The following is a 21,346-nucleotide window of genomic DNA, read 5'->3' on the forward strand; positions in this document are numbered from 1 at the left end:
TCTAATACAATACTTTATTTTTCAAATGAAACATTATTTTAATATTATGTAACCAGCTGAATGGTAAAAATCTTTATTTGGGTTAGAATATATTTTTCAATTGTACTCTTAAATAATAAATTATGAAAAAACTTTCTTGTTTCAAAGCTTATGATATTCGCGGCAAGTTAGGTACCGAATTAAATGAAGATATCGCCTACCGCATTGGTCGTGCCTATGGACAGATTTATCAACCAAAAAACGTTGTAGTTGGCTGTGATGTACGCCTTAGCAGTGAAGACTTAAAACAGGCGACCATTCGTGGTTTAAATGATGCAGGTGTCAATGTCCTCGATTTGGGCATGACCGGCACTGAAGAAGTTTACTTTGGTGCATTTCATCTGGATGTTCAGGGTGGCATTGAAATTACTGCCAGTCATAACCCGATGGATTATAACGGAATGAAACTGGTCCGTGAAAATGCTCGTCCGATTAGCGCAGATACCGGCCTTAAAGACATTCAGGCACTGGCTGAAAATAATGAATTCGCTGAAGTTACAAGTAAGGGTACGACAAAAAAATATAATATCCTGCCTGAATTTGTTGATCACCTGATGAGTTATATTGATCCAGCAAAAATCCGACCAATGAAGCTGGTGGTGAATGCAGGTAATGGTGCAGCGGGTCATGTGATTGATGCGATTGAGATTAAATTTAAAGAACTCAATATTCCAGTCGAATTTATTAAGATTCATCATGAGGCGGATGGTAATTTCCCGAATGGTATTCCTAACCCGATTCTGATTGAAAATCGTGCCAGTACACGTGATGCTGTGATTAAACATTCAGCTGACATGGGCATTGCGTGGGACGGCGATTTTGACCGTTGCTTCCTGTTTGACGAAAAAGGTCAATTTATTGAAGGCTATTATATTGTCGGTTTACTGGCACAGGCTTTCTTGCTAAAACAAGCTGGCGAAAAAATCGTACATGATCCACGTCTGGTCTGGAATACTTTTGATGTTGTCGAACAATATCAAGGAACAGCTATTCAGTCGAAATCAGGACATGCTTTTATTAAGGATGTCATGCGTGAGCACAACGCAGCCTATGGTGGTGAAATGAGTGCTCATCACTATTTCCGTGATTTTGCTTATTGTGATAGTGGCATGATTCCATGGTTGCTTGCTATCGCAGTTTTATCTGAAACTGGAAAATCACTATCTTCCCTAGTTGAAGAGATGATTGCCAAATTCCCATGTTCGGGTGAAATCAACTTTAAAGTCGCAGATACTCAGGCGACGATCCAAAAAATCTTTGATCATTATGCCGACCAGCAACCAGAAATCGATCAGACAGATGGTGTTAGCCTGAACTTTGGGGCGTGGCGCTTTAACGTTCGTGCTTCCAATACTGAACCTTTACTACGCTTAAATATTGAAAGCCGTCGTGACCAGAACCCTCGTCCAATGCAATCTTATGTAGATGAGCTCACCCAGTTAATTCAGGGATAATTTTAACTATTAGAAAAAACTTTAGAAAAGTCCCCCCCTTCAGATTAGACGAACTGTCCATTTTGAATGGGGCTTTTTATTATGAATATTGAAAATATTGTTTGAGCAGATTTATATCGATATTTGCCTTCACTTTTCTGGCAAATAACATGCCTGATTGCTTCATCTTATCAAAATCAGACTCATCTAGAATTTTGGGATAATCTGGTCCTAACATCCAGTCGATATATCTTAATCCCCCTTCAGATACTTGTTCCTCATCTTCTGGATGGTAAATTCTTTCCTGTAAATATGAATTCTGAATAATGGTGTGAAAATATACTTCATCGGCACACAGTGATTTTCTAAAGGCCAAATCATAGTCTTTATTATTTTTTATAAAATCCAAAATATATTGAACCGCCTGATGGCTTAATATAAACCATAAAGATCCTTTATATAGTTTCGGCAAACTTTCTATATTTTGAGTATATAAACCAAGTTTATGTAAAAAAATAATTAGCTTACATTTGATTTTTTCTAAAACTGACTTTTCTTTAATAAAAAAGAAATCTGGATATAAATATTTAATCCGATTTCTTGGATCTGCTTGAAGTTCATAACCGATATATTCCTGATCACTGCTTAAAAGATATTTTTCTATACTTTCAATAGATGTTAAGGGAATATCATCACCGGACAATAAAGAAAAATAATTATATTCAAATTGATTGGCATAATTTAAAAGTTTTAGAGTGGCCTCAATTTGAGTATAGCCACCCCAATACACATCCACTCTTTCTTTCAAAAATTCTATTTGTGAGCTGCTTGGTAACGATTTTTTTATATGATCAAGATCTGATTTTTTATCTACATGAATTAAAATTTTACTATTAGGACTTTTAATCAGCTCATTTACAAGATAAACAAGTGGATTAGTCAATTGATGACACATAATCCCATAAATAAAATTCATATTTTATTATCCATATCCATGGGGATTCTGCTTTTGCCAGTTCCAACTATCAGCTAGCATATCCTCGAGAGTATAAGCTGCCGTCCATCCAAGTTCCTCTGTCGCACGGCGGCTATCTGCATAGAAGCTGGCCAGATCACCAGCTCGCCTTGGTGCATATTCAAATGCAATATTTATTCCATTTACTTGCTCAAAGGTATTCTTGATTGCCAGTACTGAAATAGGCTTTCCTGTACCGATATTCCAGGCACGGCAACCCGTTTGTTGCAAACGATTCTGAATCGCCAAAACATGCGCTTTGGCCAGATCGACAACATGAATGAAATCCCGCTCACATGTCCCATCTTCAGTCGGATAATCATGACCAAAAATCGACAACTTTTCACGTCGCCCTACCCCCACCTGTGTAACAAATGGCATCAGGTTATTCGGGATACCTTGTGGATCTTCTCCGATCTGGCCACTTTTATGTGCACCTACCGGATTAAAATAGCGCAGTAAGGCAATCGACCACTGTGGATTGGCTTGAGCGGTCTTCTCCAATAACTGTTCAACCACCATTTTGGTGTAGCCATAGTTATTGGTGGGCATGCCTAAGGGCATATCTTCCTGATAAGGTGAAGGATTGAACTCCCCATAGACAGTGGCTGAAGAACTGAACACCAGACAGAAGACCCCAGCACGCTCCATGGCCTGTATCAGGCTAATTGAACCGGAAATATTATTTTCAAAATATTTAAGGGGGATTTGCTGGCTCTCACCAACTGCTTTTAGGCCAGCAAAGTGAATCACCGCATCAATGGTATTTTCCTGGAATATTCGATCTAGGATCTGACTATCCCGAATATCACCTTCTACAAACTTCAGGCTTTTTTGGGTCAACTGCTGAACACGATTTAAAGACTCAACCGAGCTATTGGATAAATTGTCCAATACTACGACGTCATGCCCCGTATTTAATAGTTCCAAGCAGGTATGTGAACCAATATAACCTGCTCCACCCGTCACTAAAATTTTAGCCATGTCTTTCCTATTATAATTTTAATCAAGCTGTTAGGATTTTAATTAAACCTTGGGTTGAACCATCCAGACTACTAATATCGGTTTGTTCGCCATTCAGTATAGGCAACAGCTGGTTGGCAATTTCTTTGCCTTTTTCTACGCCCCATTGGTCAAATGGATTAATATTCCACAGTACCGACTGCACAAAAACTTTATGCTCATATAACGCAATCAGCATTCCCAGACTATAAGGATTTAATTCCTGTAATAAAATAGTGCTGCTTGGCTGGTTGCCCTCATATTGTTTATAAGCTGGTAAACCCTGCAATTCAGTTTGATCCAAGGCATCATTACCAAATGCCAGTAAACGTGATTGTGCCAAACAGTTAGATAAAGCCAGATGATGCTGTTCAATCAAAGCATCAGCATTATCAACATAAGTATATTGTTGACTGTTATAACGTTTAACAGGAGCAATAAAATCACAGCTGACTGCTTGGGTGCCTTGATGTAACAGCTGATAAAAGGCATGTTGAGCATTTGGTCCAACTTCGCCCCAAATAATCGGACAAGTGTCGAGCTGTACTTTTTCACCATTGCGCTGGATGGATTTACCATTGGATTCCATTTCCAGTTGCTGCAAATAAGACGCGAAATATTTCAGACGTCCATCATAAGGCAAGATGGCATGGGTCTGAATATCCAGAAAATTTGTATTCCAGGCACCCAGTAAGCCCATTAATACTGGAATATTCTGTTCCAGAGGCTTGTACTGGAAATGCTGATCGACGGCATAAGCACCAGCCAGCAGTTGTTTAAAACCGTCTACTCCAATACTGAGTGCAATCGGCAAACCAATACACGACCAGAGAGAATAACGCCCCCCGACCCAATCCCATAACAACAGCTGATTTTCAGGTGCAATACCCCAAGCTGTCATTTTTTCAGGTTTAGTGGATACCCCAATAAAATGATGCTTCACGATAGAAGGATGTTGACCTAAAGATTTTTCCAGCCATAAACGCACTGTTTGAGCATTGGATAAGGTATCAATCGTTCCAAATGACTTGGAAGAAATAATGAAAAGCGTGGTTTCTGGACGTAACTGATGCAGCAATTCAGATAGCTGGCTACCATCCATCGTGGAAACAAAATGCACATTCAGGGGTTTGGCAGATTGATATTTAAAATCCGAGAGCGCATGACTAACCATTAACGGTCCTAAGTCAGATCCCCCTACCCCGATATTCACTACATCCTGAATGACTTCACCCGTAGCGCCACGGCGTTGTCCGGCATGAATCTGTTCGACCAAAGCATACATACGGTCTAATTGAGCATGAACTTCAGCTGCCAGATCTTCATGCTGCTGGTCCTCTTTCGGCAAACGTAAGGCCCAGTGCATGGCTGCACGTTGTTCAGTATAGTTAATCGTCTGAGTGGAAAATAAAGATCCGATCCAAGATCTTAGATTTTGTGTCTCTGCCCATTCAATCAGATGCTGCACAGCATCATGATTGACTCTATGTTTGCTATAGTCAAAAACTACCTGCTCAAATTGCACCGAGTATTGGTTAAACCGTTCAGGATCTGCTGCAAATAGTTGGCGTAAATGGATCGATTTCAATTGTTCTTTTACAGAATTCAGCTTTTTATAAGCATTATTGGTATTCTGGTCTGATTTAAGCTGGTCTAACATCAACGTCCCACCCCAATATAATTAAAACCGCGTGACTTGATATAAGCAGGGTCATAGAGATTACGTCCATCCAGAATCAAAGGATGCTGCATCAACTTGCTGAGATAAGCATAATCTGGGCTACCATACTGTTTCCAGGCCGTGATTAAACACAATGCATCTGCATCTTCTACCGCCTGATACTGGTCTTCACATAAAATTAAATCGCTACGTTGACCATAAATCTGTTCAATATTGGTCAAAGCCTGTGGATCATGCAGTTTCACTGTTGCACCTTGCGCCCACAATGCTGCCAACATGGCATGTACCGGAGATTGCTGGATACTTGGCGTATTTTCTTTAAATGCAGCTCCCCAGATGGCGACTGTTTTCCCATGTAGGTCTCCACGGAAATAATTCCATAGCTTACGGAATAACAACTCTTTCTGTTGCTCATTAATATCCCAAACCTGTTCCAGTAACTGGTTTTTCACCCCTGAATCCGCTACGGCGTGAGTCAGCGTCCGGATATCATGAGAAAAGTTTTCCCCACCAAAACCCACACCTGGAAATAGATAAGCTGAACCAATACGATTATCGGCTGCCATACCCTGACGGACCTGTTCAATATCAATCCCCAGTTTTTCAGCTACGCTTGCCAGATCATTCATATAACTGATCCGGGTAGCCAACATGCCGGAAATACTCAGCTTGGTAAATTCTGCATCCAGTATAGGCATAAACAGATATTGCTGGGCACGAGGGAATAAGGGACGTAACAGCTCTCTAACCTTGAGCTGTACATCTGGTTGATCGCAACCCACAATCAGTTGAGTCGCTTGAACGAAACTGCGAATAGCATTTCCTTCTTGAATAATATCTGGAAGATAGACCCAGTCATCATTCGGCAAAAGCTGCTGGAATCGCGCTGTACCGTGTAAACCAAAGGTAGAGGCATTAATCATCAGTTTAGGGTGCGCAAAGCAGGCATGATGAATGGTATTTAACATCTGAAATGCTAGCTGCTCTTCGGTAGCATTAAAACTGAAGAAAAAAACATCCTGATTAAAAGTCAGATGCTGAAAATCACAACAGTTTAAGAATCCTAATTCCTGCTGTTTTTGTAGCAATAACTGTAAAGATTCATCTTGGAAATATGTCCGGGCAGGCTCATCAGTATTAAAGCTATTACACCATACGACCTGATGGCCACATTCAGCTAAAAGGGCTGAAATAACACCTGAGAATAAGGTTTTTCCTAATACTGCGACTTTCATAGTATCCCTTTTTTATTATAAGGCCAATTCCTGAATCAATGCTTTAAACTCAGCACCGAGTTTGGGATGATCTACGCCATAATGCAATACAGCCTTAAGATAGCCGAGCTTGCTACCACAATCAAAGGTTTGGCCTTTCATCCGATAAGCTTCGACAACTTCTGTTTGCTGCAATAGTGCAATCGCATCAGTTAGCTGGATTTCATTACCTGCCCCTTTCGGTGTCTGCTCCAGTAGTTGCATAATCTTTGCCGGAAGGATATAACGACCTACCACAGATAAATTCGACGGTGCAGTACCAATCGCCGGCTTTTCCACAATCCCTTGCATCACCGTACTTTCACCTTCCGCAGGCGAAGCAGAAACATCTACAATCCCATATTGATCAACCAGATGATCAGGAACTGCCTCAACCATGATTTGTGATGCACGAGATTGTTCATAACGTTGAATCATACGAGACAGGTCATTTTGAGTATCTTGATCCTTAACCAAAACATCCGGTAACAGCACAGCAAAGTCATCATCACCAATGACAGCTTTAGCACAAAGTACCGCATGACCAAGGCCTAAAGGTTGTGGCTGACGTACGCTAATCACACTAACATGAGGAGGTAAAATTTCAGTAACTTCTTTAAGTAAATCGGTTTTATTTTTTTGCTCAAGTGTAGTTTCAAGTTCAAAGTTACGGTCAAAGTAATTTTCAATCGATGCTTTGGAAGAATGCGTCACCAAAATAATTTGCTCAATTCCAGCCGCAATTGCTTCTTTTACCACATATTCAATGGCCGGACGGTCAACCACCGTCACCATTTCTTTGGGAATAGATTTGCTGGCTGGTAAAAAACGTGTGCCAAGTCCTGCAACAGGGAGAATTGCCTTTTTAATCATGTTATTCAACCTAATTATTTCCAAATTTAATTTACTTTAATTTCCTGACCACGCTGATAACCATCGACATAATGTTCAAGCTGCATTAACGCCCAATCTACATCACTTTGAGTCGCTGTCAGCACATGCATACGATTAAATACTTCCAGAATTTCAGCTAAAGGATAATGTTTTTCTACCGATCTTAAAATTCGCTTATGTGAAGTAATCTCTGTATTTTCTTGGTCAATTAATAACTCTTCATACAGTTTTTCGCCTGGACGCAACCCTGTGTATTGAATTTCAATGTCACCATTGGGATTTTGACTGTCTTTCACCTTTAAGCCACTCAGTGAAATCATCTGACGAGCAAGATCCTGGATTCTTACCGGTTCTCCCATATCGAGCAGGAATACATCTCCACCTGTGCCTAGAGCCCCTGCCTGAATCACTAACTGCGAAGCTTCAGGAATCGTCATAAAGAAACGTGTGACTTCAGGATCAGTGACGGTGATAGGTCCACCTTTGGCTATCTGCTGTTTAAATAAGGGAACAACTGAACCTGATGAACCCAAGACATTTCCGAAACGTACAATACTTATTTGGGTTTGATTTTGTGCTTCAGCCATGGCCTGACAATAAAGCTCTGCCATACGTTTGGTCGCACCCATGACATTGGTCGGACGTACCGCTTTGTCAGTCGAAATCAGTACAAAGGTCTCGACGCCTTTTTTGACTGCTGCGTTGACACTAAAGGCCGTCCCTACCGCATTATTTTTCAAGCCTGCCAATGGATTACATTCTACTAAAGGAACATGCTTATAAGCAGCAGCATGATAGACGGTTTGAACGCCATATTGCTCAATGACCCGTTCCAGTTTACTTTCATCCACCACCGAACCTAGAATCGGAATAATTTCACAGCTGGCACTAAGACGTAATTCTTTATCGATACTATATAAAGCAAACTCTGTCAGCTCATAGATAATAAGTTTTACCGGTTGATTTTTAATAATTTGACGGCATAGCTCTGAACCAATGGAGCCCCCTGCCCCTGTAACCATCACGACTTTATCTTTAATATTTTTTTCTAGTAACTCCGCTACAGGAGGAACTGGATCACGCCCCAATAGATCAATGATATCAACTTCCTGAATATCAGAAACTCGAATTTCACCATTGACCAGTTTAGTCAGCCCTGGAATTTCAGTAATTTTTAAATGTGCAGGTTCTAAAAATTTTACAATTTCACTTTTTCGAATCCGCCCTACTGAAGGAAGTGCAATCAGAATTTCATCAATACGAAGTTTAGTAAAAGACTTTAATGCAGTTTCTGGTGCATAAACTTGAATCCCACCAATATTCTGACCGCTCAATGAAGGATTATCATCAATAAACATGACTGGTAAATGTTCATTAGAACGATTTAAAGTTGCTGCAACCTGCTGCCCTGCATAACCTGCCCCATAAATCGCAATCCGTTTTTTCGATACGCCTGCATATAAGTAAGAACGAACAACGAAACGAATTATTCCCCGACTAAACCAGACCCAGGCAAACATCATGAAGCCAAACATCAAAGGAATAGAAGTAGGAATGAACGCATGTGTTGCATATGCAAGCAAATATAAACCAATGACGGCCAGAACAGTCGCTAGCCCTAATTTAACAATAAAAAATTCATTAAAAGTACGAACAATAAACCGATAAACACCACAAACAAATAAAGCCAATACGGCAATGGCACTGACCCAAACTGTACCAAAAGGAATATTGGGAACAACTTCTGCACCCAGATCGAATTGACGAATGGCATAGCAAAGCCAGATCAGCACTGGGAATATGCAAAAGTCTAAAATAACGAGAAAGGTCTGTTTAGCCGCACGTGGAGATTCAACTAAAGGTAGAATGATAGATTTCACTTGCTGTGTCTTCTCAATAATTATTTATAAATTTTTACCTCATATTAAATATTAGAGAGAATTGAGGTAAAAACTTGGATAAATGTTTAAAGTGTACCTATAAAGATACACTTTACATGATTGAATCCTAGAGAATTATATGCGACTAATCACCTGCTGAATAACATCTTTAGTTGTTTGAATATTATTTTCTGTTAACGTTGGATGCACTAGGAACATTAGACTGGTTTCACCCAGTTTTTGAGCATTCTTTAAACGTTCTTTTGGACGCCATGGCGTGTCATCAAAAGCATGCTCCAAGTAGACTTCTGAACAAGACCCACTAAAGCATGGTACACCTTCGGCATTAATTTCAGTCATGATTCGGTCACGTGACCAGCCTTCTGGTAAAGCATCAGTATTGACTTGTACATAACATTTATAGGCAGCATGTACATAATCATCTGATGGACGATGAACTGTAAAATATGGACTATCTGCAAATACAGCATAAATTTTTTCCATGTTTGCATTACGCTGTGCTGTCCATTCAGACATCTTTTTCAATTGAATCCGTCCAATTACAGCCTGCATTTCCATCATGCGCCAGTTGGTACCAAAAGAGTCATGTAACCAGCGGAATCCCGGTGGATGCTGTTTGTTATATATACTGTCAAAGTTTTTACCATGATCTTTATAAGACCACATTTTTTTCCATAAATTTTCATCATTGGTAGTGACCATCCCTCCTTCACCACCCGTGGTCATGATTTTATCCTGACAGAATGACCAGGCACCAATATGACCGATTGAACCTGCAGATTTTCCTTTATACATGGCACCATGTGCCTGGGCACAATCCTCAATCACATACAGGCCTTTTTCTTTTGCCAATTGCATGATTGGATCCATATCACACATCCAGCCAGCGAGATGCACACAAATAATCGCTTTGGTATTAGGCGTTAAAACTGCTTCAATCGTACGACGTGAGATATTTTGCGAGTCAATTTCCACATCGGCAAAAATCGGATTTGCCCCAGCAGTTACAATAGAGCTAGCAGATGCAAGGAAAGTACGTGAAGTTACAATCACATCATCACCCGCCCCGATCCCCAAGGCTTTCAAGGCTACATCCAAAGCCACGGTACCATTCGCCAATGCTACTGCATATTGTGTGCCAGCAAATTGAGCAAATTCTTTTTCAAACTCACGGCATTCCTGTCCAGTCCAGTAATTAACTTTATTGGATAATAAAACCTGGGAGACAGCATCGGCTTCTTCTTGCGTAAAGCTTGGCCATGGTTCAAATGCAGTGTTTAACATGATACTTCCTAATTTTCAAAACTTTAAAAACTTATTTTTTCTCTAAAATACGTGCTGGATTACCTACAACAGTAACACCTGCGGGGACACTTTTGGTCACGACTGCACCCATACCAACCACAGCTCCTTTACCAATAACTAGCGGTTGGTCTGGAGTACCCTGCTTAATGACTGCACCTGTACCAATATAGGCATGATCATGAATATGAATATTGCCATTACATTTTACACCAGGGGCAAAAGTGACATAATCGCCGATCACGCAATCATGGGCGACATAACTATAAATATTGGCATGAAAAAATTTTCCAATTTTAATATTGGATGTCAGACAAGTGAAAGGGCAAAGTAAACTACCTTCACCAATCTGAACTTCATCTAAAATAACTGTATTACTTGCCTGAATATTCAAATGTTGAATTTGATCTTCAGTTAAACGTTTCACCAGTTTTTCACGAACCTGGCTATTGGCTATTGCAATCGTTACTGCCTTTTTTTGGTCAGGATACTTTAAGAAATCTTCATAACTTAAGACCTGATATCCATTTAAACTAGTACCTGCCCCACTATCATCAATAAATACAAATTGTTGTTTCTCTAATGTGGGATATTGTTGTCTAGCCAAAGGCATGACTTCTTTACCAAAACCACTTGCACCATATACACCAATATAAGAAATCATGAATTTGAATCCTTTTCTGAACCTGTAAATTTAGACATTGTGGCTTCACCCGCTTCATTGATGTCATCTTTGGCGAGCACTTTTTTCACCGTTTTTAGCATAATTTTAAAATCTAACCAGACTGATTGATTTTCGACATACCAGGTATCAAGTTTAAATTTTTCTTCCCAACTAATGGCATTACGTCCATTGACCTGTGCATGCCCTGTCATACCTGGGCGTACCAGATGACGCTTGGCTTGTTCTTCGTTATAAAGAGGTAAATATTCCATCAGCAATGGACGTGGGCCAACCACACTCATATCACCTTTTATGACATTCCAAAGCTCTGGCATTTCATCCAAGCTCGTTGAACGCAACATTTTGCCAAATGGGGTCAAGCGTTCACTATCGGGTAGCGGATTACCTTGTGCGTCTACTGCATCTTTCATGGTGCGGAATTTGATCATTTCAAATGGCTTACCATTTAAACCTGGACGCACTTGACGAAACAACACCGGCGAACCTAGATTTTTTTTCACTTTATATGCAACGTATGCATATAGAGGAGAAAGCAGAATAAGTGCAATAGAGGCTATAATAATATCTAACAGTCTTTTCACAATTATTCCTTAAATAATATTGAAGCCAATTTTTTAGTTAAACTTCCATATTCGTATGATTGAACTGCTTCCTGATGCCCATTTTGCCCCATAACAGCTCGTTCTTCAGGACTCATGTTATAAAGTTTAAGAACGCCATCTACAATGTGTTCTACATTTTCTGGTTCAATTTGAATGCCTGATTGGGAGTCAGTAACTGGCGTATAACGACCCGAATCAATTGCGTACAAGATAGGTTTGCCTGCGTATAAATAATCAAAAAGTTTATTAGGTGAAACGCCAAATCTAAAAAGTGGATCTTTAGTTAAGCCGATATAACAAACATTAAAGACTTTTAGTAAACTTTGAACTTGTCTTTTGGGGATAGCATCGACAAAGTAAACATTGGTCAGACCTAATTCATTTACTTGCTGCTGTAGACGTTGTTTTAACTTCCCATTACCCACAAGTACAAATGCAATTTCCGAATATCCCTTTAACTCATTTGCTGCTCGAATAAAAGAATCTAAAGCATTCGCAATACCTAACGTACCAGCATAACCAACAATAAACTTATCTTTAGGTATTTGATTTAACGTAGATTGCTCTAATGGTTGGGCACTCTCAACCTCTTCTTTTAGGAAGCCATTAGGTACCCATGCAAATTTTTCAGACTTCATTCCTCTAGATTGCATATGTTCATAAGAATTTTTTAAATTTGATAAAACAAAATCAGAATTCTTATAAGCTCGGTCCTCAATCCATTGTAATAACCGTATAAATGGATGATTTTCAGAATATCCACCTAATTCACACAAAGTTAAAGGCCAAATGTCACGGACTTCAAATGCCAATGGCACAGATAAATCACGTGCTAATTTTTCCGCACCCAAATATCCCACTAAACTTGGAGAGGAATATAAAATAACATCAGGTTTAGGCAAAATATTTTTGAGTTTGGTAATTTTCCATGCAAAAGAAAACCAATTAGCAATCCTTTTTTTACTATGTGCTTCAGCATACGTTGGCATTTTTACCCATACAAAATTAAAGTTGTCTGCAATTGGCTCAACTTTAAAATTATTTTCAAGAACTGGTGGTTCTCTAAGTAGGTGTGTAAACGCTGCACCAACTAAGTAAACCTCATACCCTAATTGTGCTAAAGATTTTGCAAAATAATAGTGTCTCCCCCCAACACCTGTTTCTGGTGTCGAAGAGTATTGATTGATTATCCAAATGGTTTTCTTCTGACTCATCTTGAATTATATACCTGCTAATACATTGGCAATATTTTGCGATGCTTTACCACCACCATATAAATTTAAAGGGTCCTCAATAGTTTTATTTAACATCGCCTGAGTTGCATTAATAATTTTTTGAGTATCTGCACCAGCCAAAATATTGACACCATGTTCAATCAATTCAACCCATTCTGTTTGGTCACGCATAGTGATACATGGCTTTTTAAAGAAAAATGCTTCTTTTTGAACACCACCACTATCTGAAACCACAGCATTACAATGTTTTAACAACCAGATCATTTCTAAATAACCCACCGGTTCAAGCACCAACATATCCAATTGCAACCCTAAAGATTTCACAACTTTTTGTGTGCGTGGATGTAAAGGCAGTACTACTGGTAAAATATTTTTATGAATGTAATTCAGTGCATCCACAATTGCTTTTAAGCGTACAGGATCATCGGTATTTTCTGCGCGATGCAATGTAGCAACAATAAAATTACTTTCAGGTACAGCTTTAAGTGCTTCACCTTTTACTGCACGCTCAGCAAAAAACATTGATGAATCTTGCATCACATCGCCCACATTTAAAACATGAACTGGTTTAGCCTCAAAACCTTCATTTTTCAAGTTTTTAACAGCAGTTTCAGTTGGGCAGAATAAAATATCACTGACTTGATCCGTCAAAATTCGGTTAATTTCCTCTGGCATACGCATATTAAAACTACGTAAACCTGCTTCAATATGCGCAACAGGAATATGTAATTTAGATGCTGCTAATGCGCCTGCTAATGTTGAATTCGTATCACCATATACCATTAAACGATCTGGTTTTGACTCTAAGCAAATTTTTTCAATCGCTTCAAGCATACGACCAGTCATAGAACCGTGGCTACCGCTATTAATATCTAATTGGTAATGAGGCTTTGGAATACCTAGTTGGTCAAAGAAAATATTAGACATGTTTGCATCAAAATGCTGACCGGTATGAATAATCTCTTCAGACAAACCCGCTGTTTTTTCAATCGCAGCTGATACTACACTCGCTTTAATAAATTGTGGGCGCGCGCCAATTACTGTAAGAATTTTCATATTAATTACCTTACTTTAAAATTTTTAATGTTTTGTGATAAACATCTGACATATTTTCTGCACACGATTGCCATGAGAAATTCGAATGTGCAAATTGTTTAGCTTCTACAGACATCGCTTGCCTAAGCTCAGTATCTAAAATCAGTTTTTTAATAGCATTTGCCGCTTGTTGAGGATTTTCACTATCTACAATAAAACCTGTTTTTCCATTTTGCACAACTTCAGGTAAGCCACCAACATTTGATACAACGACAGGAATACCCATAGCTTGAGCTTCAACCACAGCGACACCAAAGCTTTCTTGTCGACTGAGTGCAACATATATATCTAAGCGATTTAATTCACTTGGAACATCTTCATGAGACACAGATCCAGTAAAATGTGTTAGATGATCTATTCCCAATTCGACAGCAAGCTTTTTAAGTTCATCCATATCTGTCCCACCACCAACGATTCTAAAATTTAATTGGTTAGAAACTTCAGGAAATTCATTTTTTATATCGCTAAAAACTATCGATAAAGCTTTTAATAAGATATCTATACCGTATACATGTTTAAGTGTTTTGACAGTGCCAATACAAATGGTTTGAGCATTCGTATTTTTATCAAAACAACTAGGGTTAAATTTTTCTAGATCTACACCAAAAGGCGTAATCTCAATTTTTTTATGGCCGTCTACAAATTGCTGAGTTTGTTTAGCCATGCTTAGGCTGGTAGATGCTATAACATCCGCACTTTTGAGATTTTTTTGTAATAGCTTTTTATGAAAAAAAGAACGGTAAGGAAATTCAAAAACATCACTCCCCCAAACTGAAAGCACATAGGGGTGAACGTTAGCTAAACGCGCAGTCGTACCATAACCACTCGCATAGTGAACATTTAAAATGTCTGGTTTAATTTCTTTTAAAAGTTTTTTTAATGCAAAAACATTAAAAAAATAACCTAAAAAACCAGAAAAGGGTAAAACATGGACTTTCACTTCTTTAGGAAAATTATCAGCTATAGGGTGCTGAGAGATCACTCGCACATCAAGACCTAATTTACATAGATGATGAACCCACTGTATTGTATGAATGCTATTAGTACTTGATAATAAAATTACTTTCACAAACTTACACCTAAATCAGTACATACTTTTTTAGCTCTACTTTCCCATGTTTCATGTATTTTCAACTCGCAAACTCGTTCAGTTTTTTTATCAAAATCAGCTTTAGACATATTGGACAATAAATTAACCAACTCATTAACATCGTAATCAAGTACCCAACCAATATTATTATTAGCTACAAAATCACCAACCAATGTTGATGATGTACAAATTATAGGTTTGTTTCGTCCTATATATTCATATAATTTAAAAGGTACTGCGAACTCACGATAATCCTTTGGTTCAACAAATAAAATAGCTATATGAGAGTTATCATACAACTCTTCAAGCTCACTTCCACTTTTATGTACAATATTAATATTTTTAGAAATTAAACCATATTCATCTTTTACATTCTTCCAATCACACTCCCTTGTACAAATAGTTAGGCAAACATTTGGAAGTACGCTTACTGCCTCAAAAAGCTTATGCATCCTGTAATCAACACCCATACCCCCAATATACAGTAGATTTAATTTTTCACTATAATTATTCTTAACTAAATAATTAGATGTAGAGTGTGCAGGTGGCAAATTATCAATGATATTTTTATTATAAATTTTAACATAGTCTCCCATTTTTAAAGAAGGCAAATAAAGTTTATCTAGTAAATTGTTATACATCTTCAAATCTAATCGGTAAAAAAACAAAGCTAATTGTTTCTTATACCATGGTAAATTATTTCCATAATCATCAAACATCCAATATATATCTCTATAAAACAAACCAATTTTAATATTTTTACTTTTTAAAAAATCAAAAAAATCGAAATCAAGAAATGGTCTCAATGGTAAATGATGTTGATCTGTTAAAGCTGTAGGCATAGTGGAACTTTCAGAATATACAAAATCATAAGTCGTTCCAGAATTAATTTTCTTTTTAATAATATTAATAATTTTTTTTCGATCTGAACTATTACCAGAAACCACATCCACATTAAAACCCAAGTCCTGAAAAGCTTCCAACATTTTAATCGGTCTAATACCACTTGCAGAAGTAGCGCTATAATTAAGGACAAATGGACAGTGAAAAATAATATTTATCATAAAGAAACCTTACGCACATTACCATTACTTCTAAAAGAAGAATAATATGAAAAAATGACACCAAAACAAAAGAAAAAATATAGCCAATAAAAACTTTTTGCAAATAGCACACCAAACAAGCCAAACAAAATAAATGAAAGAACAATATAATCAAAATAAAATATAGTCTTAGATGTATATAATTTAAATAAAGATATTAAACAAAAAATTAAAAATGCAACCAAAATAAACAACCCCAAAACTCCAAATTCAGCCAAAAATGAAATATAGTTATGGGCATAAGAACCTTCACCTAAAGAGTACTTATAATATCCAAAATCACCAACAAACTTATTACTTAAAAAAGTTTCCCAACCCATTTCATTTAAGTATTTTCGCTCATTCAAAGATGTGTCACTGTCAGTAGAAAAAATTAATCTCAAAAACCTATTATCATTATAATTCAATATTGATTCATTCAACCTTAAAATATAATAATATGCCAGCAAAAAAATTGGAGAAAGAACCAAAGAAAATTTTAAAAAATTATTTTTCAAAAAAATCAAAGGAACCACACTTAACAAAAATAATAAAAGACCGGCCCTTGACTCAAGAAAATACAAACCCATTACCGATAAAATTAAAAATAAAACTTGATATTTAATTTTATCAAGCATGGAAATATAGAGCAAACATACAAGTGCAAAAGCATCACTTAAACGAAGGTAATTCTCACCCAAATCAAAATTGAATATTAATAAAAACATTAAAACCCAAAAAAATAATATTATATTTTTTAATTTTTTTACATCTGTTTTTCTCAAAAAACTAAAAAACAAAATACCACAGCAAAATGCACCAGAAATCTTAAGCAAATAAAAATAATCTAACAAATTAGCATTATTTGAAATCCACATCAAATAACTCATAAAAACCGCAAAAACACAAACAAACATATAGATAATTAAATTTTTTTTACTTGAGATAAAAAAATAAAAAAATAAAAAAATAAAAATAGAAATTAATGACCCAACAAAACCAATAGGAATTTCTAAACCCCAATTAGATGAAATCATATATGATATAAAATCTAAAGGGTATATCATTATAAAAAACAAAAAACCTAAAGACTCTTTTTTTATTTTCAGTAGATCAATACCCATCTTGCTCACTCAATAATAATTTATATAGTATTACAACCAAATATAATATATAAAAAAGAAATCCAGATAAAAAATAATATATTAATATTTTATCAGAAAATAAATTTACAACCAAAAGCAAACCTAAAACCCTTAATAAAAAGCCTGTGAATTGCAAAAGTAGAGCTACTTTTTGTTTACCTATTATATGAAGTGACATCGAAACAGGTGAAGATAATATTTGCATAAAACACCATGGCAACATTGCTAAGACATACAAGCCAACATCTTTCCAGGTTTCTCCAAATATATAACTAAAAATAAAAGGAGAAATTACAGCCAATACAACAAATGGAATAATTGTTATTTTAAATATTTTAAATATTATAGATTTTGTGTAAGAATAAAGTGTCTTTCTTTCTAAATATTGATTTGCATTTGCTAAATATACTTGTGAGAATGCAGAGCCAATTAACCCCATTGGCACACCTAAAACCTTCATAGCAAGCATTAAATACCCAACTGTTGGCCCAATTATATAACTCGCCAAAAGAATCAAAGGTAGTTGAATTGCACTCACATTAGCCAATGCTTCAAAAGTAGAATACTTGGGAAAATTGCTATACTTTGCAAATGTCGCTTTTAATGGACTGCTTTTAACAACAGCTAAATCCTTTTTAGCACTCACAGCTAACTTAAATAGCCCACCAGAGAAATTTAAAAGCTGCCCAACAATTAACCCACCAAAACCAACAGAAAACATACCACCAGCTAAACTTACAGCATTTCCAGATATAGCTTGTGTCATACGAGTTTTAGCAATATCTTTAAATCTTTTATGTCGTGTTGCCCAAAACTGCAGGGCAGAATAAAACCCTGATACAAATACACCAAGTGGAATTAACCAAATCCAGTAAGATAGCTGATCAATTATTTTATAATGTTGTATGTATGGATAACTTATAAAAAGTACTATATAAAGAATTATGCTAAAAATTATATTACTCAAAAATGATAAAAGTAATAATGCCTTTCCATCATTTTCATTTTCTGGAATAGGGATGGCTATATCAAATCTTAAGCATGAAATTACAGCTAAAATAGCCACAATTGCAACATACACACCTAAAACAGAATAGTCTTCTGGAGTATATAAACGCGTTAATATGGGTAAACACAAAAAACCAATTAACTGAGCAAAAGCAGTACCTCCAACCAAGACGGATACTGCTTTTAAAAAGCCCCCTTGTGCATTTAACTTTGCATTAAATTTATCAAGAAGGCTTTTCACAACTATTTACTCAAAAGTGCCGCAACAATCTTTTCTTGCGCTTCTGCAGTCAAGTAAGGATGCATTGGCAAACTCATCACGCGCTCAGCAATTGCATCACCAACAGGTAAGTTCACATTCTCATTTGCTACTGCTGGCTGCTTATTCAATGGAATTGGATAATGTACCGCTGTAGGAATACCCTGCTCTTTTAACTTCGCTTGCACATCATCACGACTTTCAACTTGAATGGTATATTGCGCCCATGCACTCTGATTATGTGCTTCAATACATGGTGTAGTATTAACACCCGCTTCATTAAACAGTTTGGTATAGGTTTCTGCTACACGCTGACGCGCTTGCATTTCTTCATCCAAAATTTCAAGTTTTGACAAAAGAATGGCAGCTTGTAATGTATCCAAACGACTATTCATACCTACACGAATGTGATGATAACGACGGTCTTGCCCATGTCGTGCAATTTGGCGAATCACTTTTGCCAGTTCATCATCATTGGTAAAAATCGCACCACCGTCCCCATAGCAACCTAAAGGCTTACTTGGGAAGAAACTTGTACAAGCCACAGTAGTTAAGTTACAACTTTTACGACCTTTATAGGTTGCACCAAAGCTTTGCGCTGCATCTTCAATAACAGGAATATTATATTTCGCTGCAATTGCATTGATTGCATCAAAATCAGCGCATTGACCGTACAAGCTTACTGGAATAATGGCTTTCGTACGCGGGGTGATCGCTGCCTCTAATTGTGCAACGTCCAAATTATATGTATTTGGATTGACATCGACATAGACAGGCGTCGCACCCAATATTGCAACTGTTTCTGCTGTTGCGATATAGGTAAATCCGGGCGTGATCACTTCATCACCCGGACCGATACCAAACGCCATTTGTGCAATTTGCAAAGCATCTGTACCATTTGCACATGTAATACAGTATTTTGCACCTACATAGGCTGCCAGTTTTTCTTCAAGCTCTTTAACTTCAGGACCAAGAATATATTGGCCATGTGTTAAGACATTCTGAATCCCTGCTTCAATCTTATCCTTAAGACGTGCTTGTTGTGCTTTTAAATCAATAAATTCAATCATGCTGCCGCCTGCTCTTTGGTCACAATCTTACCATTTAAGCGATAAATTGCCCCTGTGTGTTCACACGCCACTTGGGCTTCACCTTCTAAAGGTAAATCTAACTGCTCGCCAAACTCACTCATCCAGCCAATTTGTTTTGCAGGAACACCGACCATCAATGCATAGGCAGGTACATCTTTATTGACTACCGCACCCGCGCCTACAAATGAATATTCACCAATAGTGACACCGCAGACGATAGTACAGTTAGCACCGAGAGTTGCCCCCTTTTTCACAAGGGTATTACGGTATTCATCTTTACGTTCAATGAGCGAACGCGGATTATAAACATTGGTAAACACCATGCTTGGCCCACAAAATACACCTTCTTCCAAGGTGACATTATCATAGACCGAGACATTATTTTGCACTTTGCAGTGATCGCCAATGACAACTTTATTTCCTACAAAGACATTCTGCCCCAAGGAAACACCGCAACCAATCTTTGCACCACCACATACATGAACAAAATGCCAGACACGCGAACCTTCCCCAATTTGCGCACCATCATCTACAATAGCGCTTTCATGTTGATAAAAACTCATGCTGACTTCACCTTAGCAAGTAAAGGATGTGGATTTTCAGGATATTCAACCACTGGTGCAACACGTATTACTTCTACAGTTTCAATTGCGGCACGGTTTTCTTCAACACCATAACCCTTACCTTCTAGAATACGCTGGTAACTTTGGGTATGTAAGTCAGTGAAGCCGCCTGAAAATTCAAGCTCTTCGTTTTCAATGGTGATACTACGGTAAGTTAATTTCTCACCTTGAACTGCATTTTCTGGCAAGTTATTTGCATCAATTGACAAGAACCAGCGTACACGGGCACGTTCATATTCTAAATAACCAGACGCTGTTTTTTCGTCACGATAATGCACTTCATTTTTCACAATTTTGCCAAAAATAAAATGCAGCATGTCATAGAAATGCACACCAATATTGGTTGCCACACCACCAGATTTTTTATCTAATCCTTTCCATGATTTTAAATACCATTTACCACGTGAAGTTAAATAAGTCAGATCCACATCAAAGACTTTACCTTCTGGGGCTGCTTGAACTTTATCTCGCAAGGCAATAATTGAGGGGTGTAAGCGAAGTTGTAAGATTGAATTTACTTTTGCTCCATATTGTTTTTCATACTCAGATAATAAATTCAGATCTTCCGAGTTTAAAACTAGAGGTTTTTCACAAATAACATCTATGCCATTTTTTAATGCATACTTCATATGTGGGGCATGTAAATAGTTAGGTGAACAAATGGCTACATAATCCAACTTTTCACCTTTCAACTTTTGATCTTCTACATAAGCTTCAAATTCTTCAAACTCAGTAAAGAATTCTGCATCTGGGAAATGGCTATCCATTATCCCTACAGAATCATTTACATCCATTGCAACAGCTAATGTATTTCCTGTTTCTTTAATCGCTTTTAAATGACGAGGAGCGATATAGCCGGCAGCACCAATAAGAGCAAATTTTTTCATGTTTTTCACTTATATCAATAAATT

19 protein-coding genes are annotated in these 21,346 nt (G+C 37.3%); 1 reads left to right on the top strand and 18 read right to left on the bottom strand.

The genetic code is table 11. The annotated features are described in order from the left end of the window. Positions 1-122 precede the first annotated feature (122 nt). On the top strand, positions 123-1,493 hold the full coding sequence (locus tag FTV31_RS09185) for a phosphomannomutase CpsG (RefSeq protein WP_180014410.1): 1,371 nt from the start codon (positions 123-125) through the stop codon (positions 1,491-1,493). Between the two features lie 79 nt (positions 1,494-1,572). Here the strand turns inward: FTV31_RS09185 and FTV31_RS09190 are convergent, their stop codons facing one another. The 18 genes from FTV31_RS09190 to FTV31_RS09275 form a co-directional block, all read right to left on the bottom strand. After that, complete coding sequence (locus tag FTV31_RS09190) at positions 1,573-2,448, bottom strand: beta-1,6-N-acetylglucosaminyltransferase (RefSeq protein WP_180014412.1); 876 nt, start codon at positions 2,446-2,448, stop codon at positions 1,573-1,575. 6 nt (positions 2,449-2,454) lie between these two features. Further along, a complete protein-coding gene (gene galE, locus FTV31_RS09195) occupies positions 2,455-3,471 on the bottom strand; it encodes a UDP-glucose 4-epimerase GalE (protein WP_180014414.1) in 1,017 nt (338 codons plus the stop codon). Between the two features lie 22 nt (positions 3,472-3,493). Next, positions 3,494-5,149: a glucose-6-phosphate isomerase gene (gene pgi, locus FTV31_RS09200; protein ID WP_180014416.1), complete on the bottom strand. Its 1,656-nt coding sequence runs from the start codon at positions 5,147-5,149 to the stop codon at positions 3,494-3,496. Continuing rightward, positions 5,149-6,405 carry a nucleotide sugar dehydrogenase gene (locus FTV31_RS09205; RefSeq protein ID WP_180011558.1) on the bottom strand — a complete coding sequence of 419 codons (1,257 nt, stop codon included), beginning with the start codon at positions 6,403-6,405 and terminating at the stop codon, positions 5,149-5,151. Before FTV31_RS09205 ends, pgi begins: the two co-directional genes overlap by 1 nt. A 15-nt stretch (positions 6,406-6,420) precedes the next feature. Beyond that, a complete protein-coding gene (gene galU / locus FTV31_RS09210) occupies positions 6,421-7,296 on the bottom strand; it encodes a UTP--glucose-1-phosphate uridylyltransferase GalU (protein WP_180014418.1) in 876 nt (291 codons plus the stop codon). A gap of 26 nt (positions 7,297-7,322) precedes the next feature. Continuing rightward, positions 7,323-9,197 (bottom strand): nucleoside-diphosphate sugar epimerase/dehydratase, encoded by a 1,875-nt coding sequence (locus tag FTV31_RS09215; protein ID WP_180014420.1) that lies wholly within the window; start codon positions 9,195-9,197, stop codon positions 7,323-7,325. Between the two features lie 135 nt (positions 9,198-9,332). Next, the gene (locus FTV31_RS09220; protein WP_180014422.1) at positions 9,333-10,502 is read right to left on the bottom strand and encodes a DegT/DnrJ/EryC1/StrS aminotransferase family protein; all 1,170 of its coding nucleotides are present in this window, start codon (positions 10,500-10,502) and stop codon (positions 9,333-9,335) included. Between the two features lie 31 nt (positions 10,503-10,533). Beyond that, positions 10,534-11,184: an acetyltransferase gene (locus FTV31_RS09225; protein WP_180014424.1), complete on the bottom strand. Its 651-nt coding sequence runs from the start codon at positions 11,182-11,184 to the stop codon at positions 10,534-10,536. Then, positions 11,181-11,789, bottom strand: a complete 609-nt coding sequence (locus tag FTV31_RS09230; RefSeq protein ID WP_373686984.1) for a sugar transferase — start codon at positions 11,787-11,789, stop codon at positions 11,181-11,183. Before FTV31_RS09230 ends, FTV31_RS09225 begins: the two co-directional genes overlap by 4 nt. Further along, positions 11,789-13,021, bottom strand: coding sequence for a glycosyltransferase family 4 protein (locus FTV31_RS09235; protein WP_180014425.1), 1,233 nt, complete (start codon positions 13,019-13,021; stop codon positions 11,789-11,791). The genes FTV31_RS09230 and FTV31_RS09235 overlap by 1 nt, the downstream gene beginning before the upstream one ends. 6 nt (positions 13,022-13,027) lie before the next feature. Continuing rightward, positions 13,028-14,098, bottom strand: a complete 1,071-nt coding sequence (gene wecB, locus FTV31_RS09240) for a non-hydrolyzing UDP-N-acetylglucosamine 2-epimerase (RefSeq protein WP_218948701.1) — start codon at positions 14,096-14,098, stop codon at positions 13,028-13,030. Between the two features lie 10 nt (positions 14,099-14,108). After that, entirely contained in the window at positions 14,109-15,206 is a 1,098-nt protein-coding gene (locus tag FTV31_RS09245) for a glycosyltransferase (RefSeq protein ID WP_180014427.1), read from the bottom strand. Further along, positions 15,203-16,291, bottom strand: a complete 1,089-nt coding sequence (locus tag FTV31_RS09250) for a hypothetical protein (RefSeq protein WP_218948702.1) — start codon at positions 16,289-16,291, stop codon at positions 15,203-15,205. Before FTV31_RS09250 ends, FTV31_RS09245 begins: the two co-directional genes overlap by 4 nt. Beyond that, positions 16,288-17,433 (bottom strand): O-antigen ligase, encoded by a 1,146-nt coding sequence (locus FTV31_RS09255; RefSeq protein ID WP_180014429.1) that lies wholly within the window; start codon positions 17,431-17,433, stop codon positions 16,288-16,290. Before FTV31_RS09255 ends, FTV31_RS09250 begins: the two co-directional genes overlap by 4 nt. After that, positions 17,423-18,703: an oligosaccharide flippase family protein gene (locus FTV31_RS09260; RefSeq protein WP_180014432.1), complete on the bottom strand. Its 1,281-nt coding sequence runs from the start codon at positions 18,701-18,703 to the stop codon at positions 17,423-17,425. Before FTV31_RS09260 ends, FTV31_RS09255 begins: the two co-directional genes overlap by 11 nt. 2 nt (positions 18,704-18,705) lie before the next feature. Beyond that, entirely contained in the window at positions 18,706-19,791 is a 1,086-nt protein-coding gene (locus FTV31_RS09265; protein WP_180014434.1) for a DegT/DnrJ/EryC1/StrS aminotransferase family protein, read from the bottom strand. Continuing rightward, a complete protein-coding gene (gene wbpD, locus FTV31_RS09270) occupies positions 19,788-20,375 on the bottom strand; it encodes a UDP-2-acetamido-3-amino-2,3-dideoxy-D-glucuronate N-acetyltransferase (RefSeq protein WP_180014436.1) in 588 nt (195 codons plus the stop codon). Before wbpD ends, FTV31_RS09265 begins: the two co-directional genes overlap by 4 nt. Then, positions 20,372-21,322: a Gfo/Idh/MocA family protein gene (locus tag FTV31_RS09275; RefSeq protein WP_180014438.1), complete on the bottom strand. Its 951-nt coding sequence runs from the start codon at positions 21,320-21,322 to the stop codon at positions 20,372-20,374. Before FTV31_RS09275 ends, wbpD begins: the two co-directional genes overlap by 4 nt. Positions 21,323-21,346 lie beyond the last annotated feature (24 nt).

The organism is Acinetobacter sp. YH16031 (assembly GCF_013417335.1).
Classification (GTDB): domain Bacteria; phylum Pseudomonadota; class Gammaproteobacteria; order Pseudomonadales; family Moraxellaceae; genus Acinetobacter.

Bases quoted from the DNA above. Each gene is read 5' to 3' on its own strand.
- FTV31_RS09265 (WP_180014434.1), bottom strand. From the start codon at position 19,791: ATGATTGAATTTATTGATTTAAAAGCACAACAAGCACGTCTTAAGGAT.
- FTV31_RS09275 (WP_180014438.1), bottom strand. From the start codon at position 21,322: ATGAAAAAATTTGCTCTTATTGGTGCTGCCGGCTATATCGCTCCTCGT.
- FTV31_RS09255 (WP_180014429.1), bottom strand. From the start codon at position 17,433: ATGGGTATTGATCTACTGAAAATAAAAAAAGAGTCTTTAGGTTTTTTG.
- wecB (WP_218948701.1), bottom strand. From the start codon at position 14,098: ATGAAAATTCTTACAGTAATTGGCGCGCGCCCACAATTTATTAAAGCG.
- FTV31_RS09190 (WP_180014412.1), bottom strand. From the start codon at position 2,448: ATGAATTTTATTTATGGGATTATGTGTCATCAATTGACTAATCCACTT.
- galU (WP_180014418.1), bottom strand. From the start codon at position 7,296: ATGATTAAAAAGGCAATTCTCCCTGTTGCAGGACTTGGCACACGTTTT.
- FTV31_RS09225 (WP_180014424.1), bottom strand. From the start codon at position 11,184: ATGATTTCTTATATTGGTGTATATGGTGCAAGTGGTTTTGGTAAAGAA.
- FTV31_RS09185 (WP_180014410.1), top strand. From the start codon at position 123: ATGAAAAAACTTTCTTGTTTCAAAGCTTATGATATTCGCGGCAAGTTA.
- FTV31_RS09220 (WP_180014422.1), bottom strand. From the start codon at position 10,502: ATGTTAAACACTGCATTTGAACCATGGCCAAGCTTTACGCAAGAAGAA.
- galE (WP_180014414.1), bottom strand. From the start codon at position 3,471: ATGGCTAAAATTTTAGTGACGGGTGGAGCAGGTTATATTGGTTCACAT.
- FTV31_RS09235 (WP_180014425.1), bottom strand. From the start codon at position 13,021: ATGAGTCAGAAGAAAACCATTTGGATAATCAATCAATACTCTTCGACA.
- FTV31_RS09205 (WP_180011558.1), bottom strand. From the start codon at position 6,405: ATGAAAGTCGCAGTATTAGGAAAAACCTTATTCTCAGGTGTTATTTCA.
- FTV31_RS09250 (WP_218948702.1), bottom strand. From the start codon at position 16,291: ATGATAAATATTATTTTTCACTGTCCATTTGTCCTTAATTATAGCGCT.
- wbpD (WP_180014436.1), bottom strand. From the start codon at position 20,375: ATGAGTTTTTATCAACATGAAAGCGCTATTGTAGATGATGGTGCGCAA.
- pgi (WP_180014416.1), bottom strand. From the start codon at position 5,149: ATGTTAGACCAGCTTAAATCAGACCAGAATACCAATAATGCTTATAAA.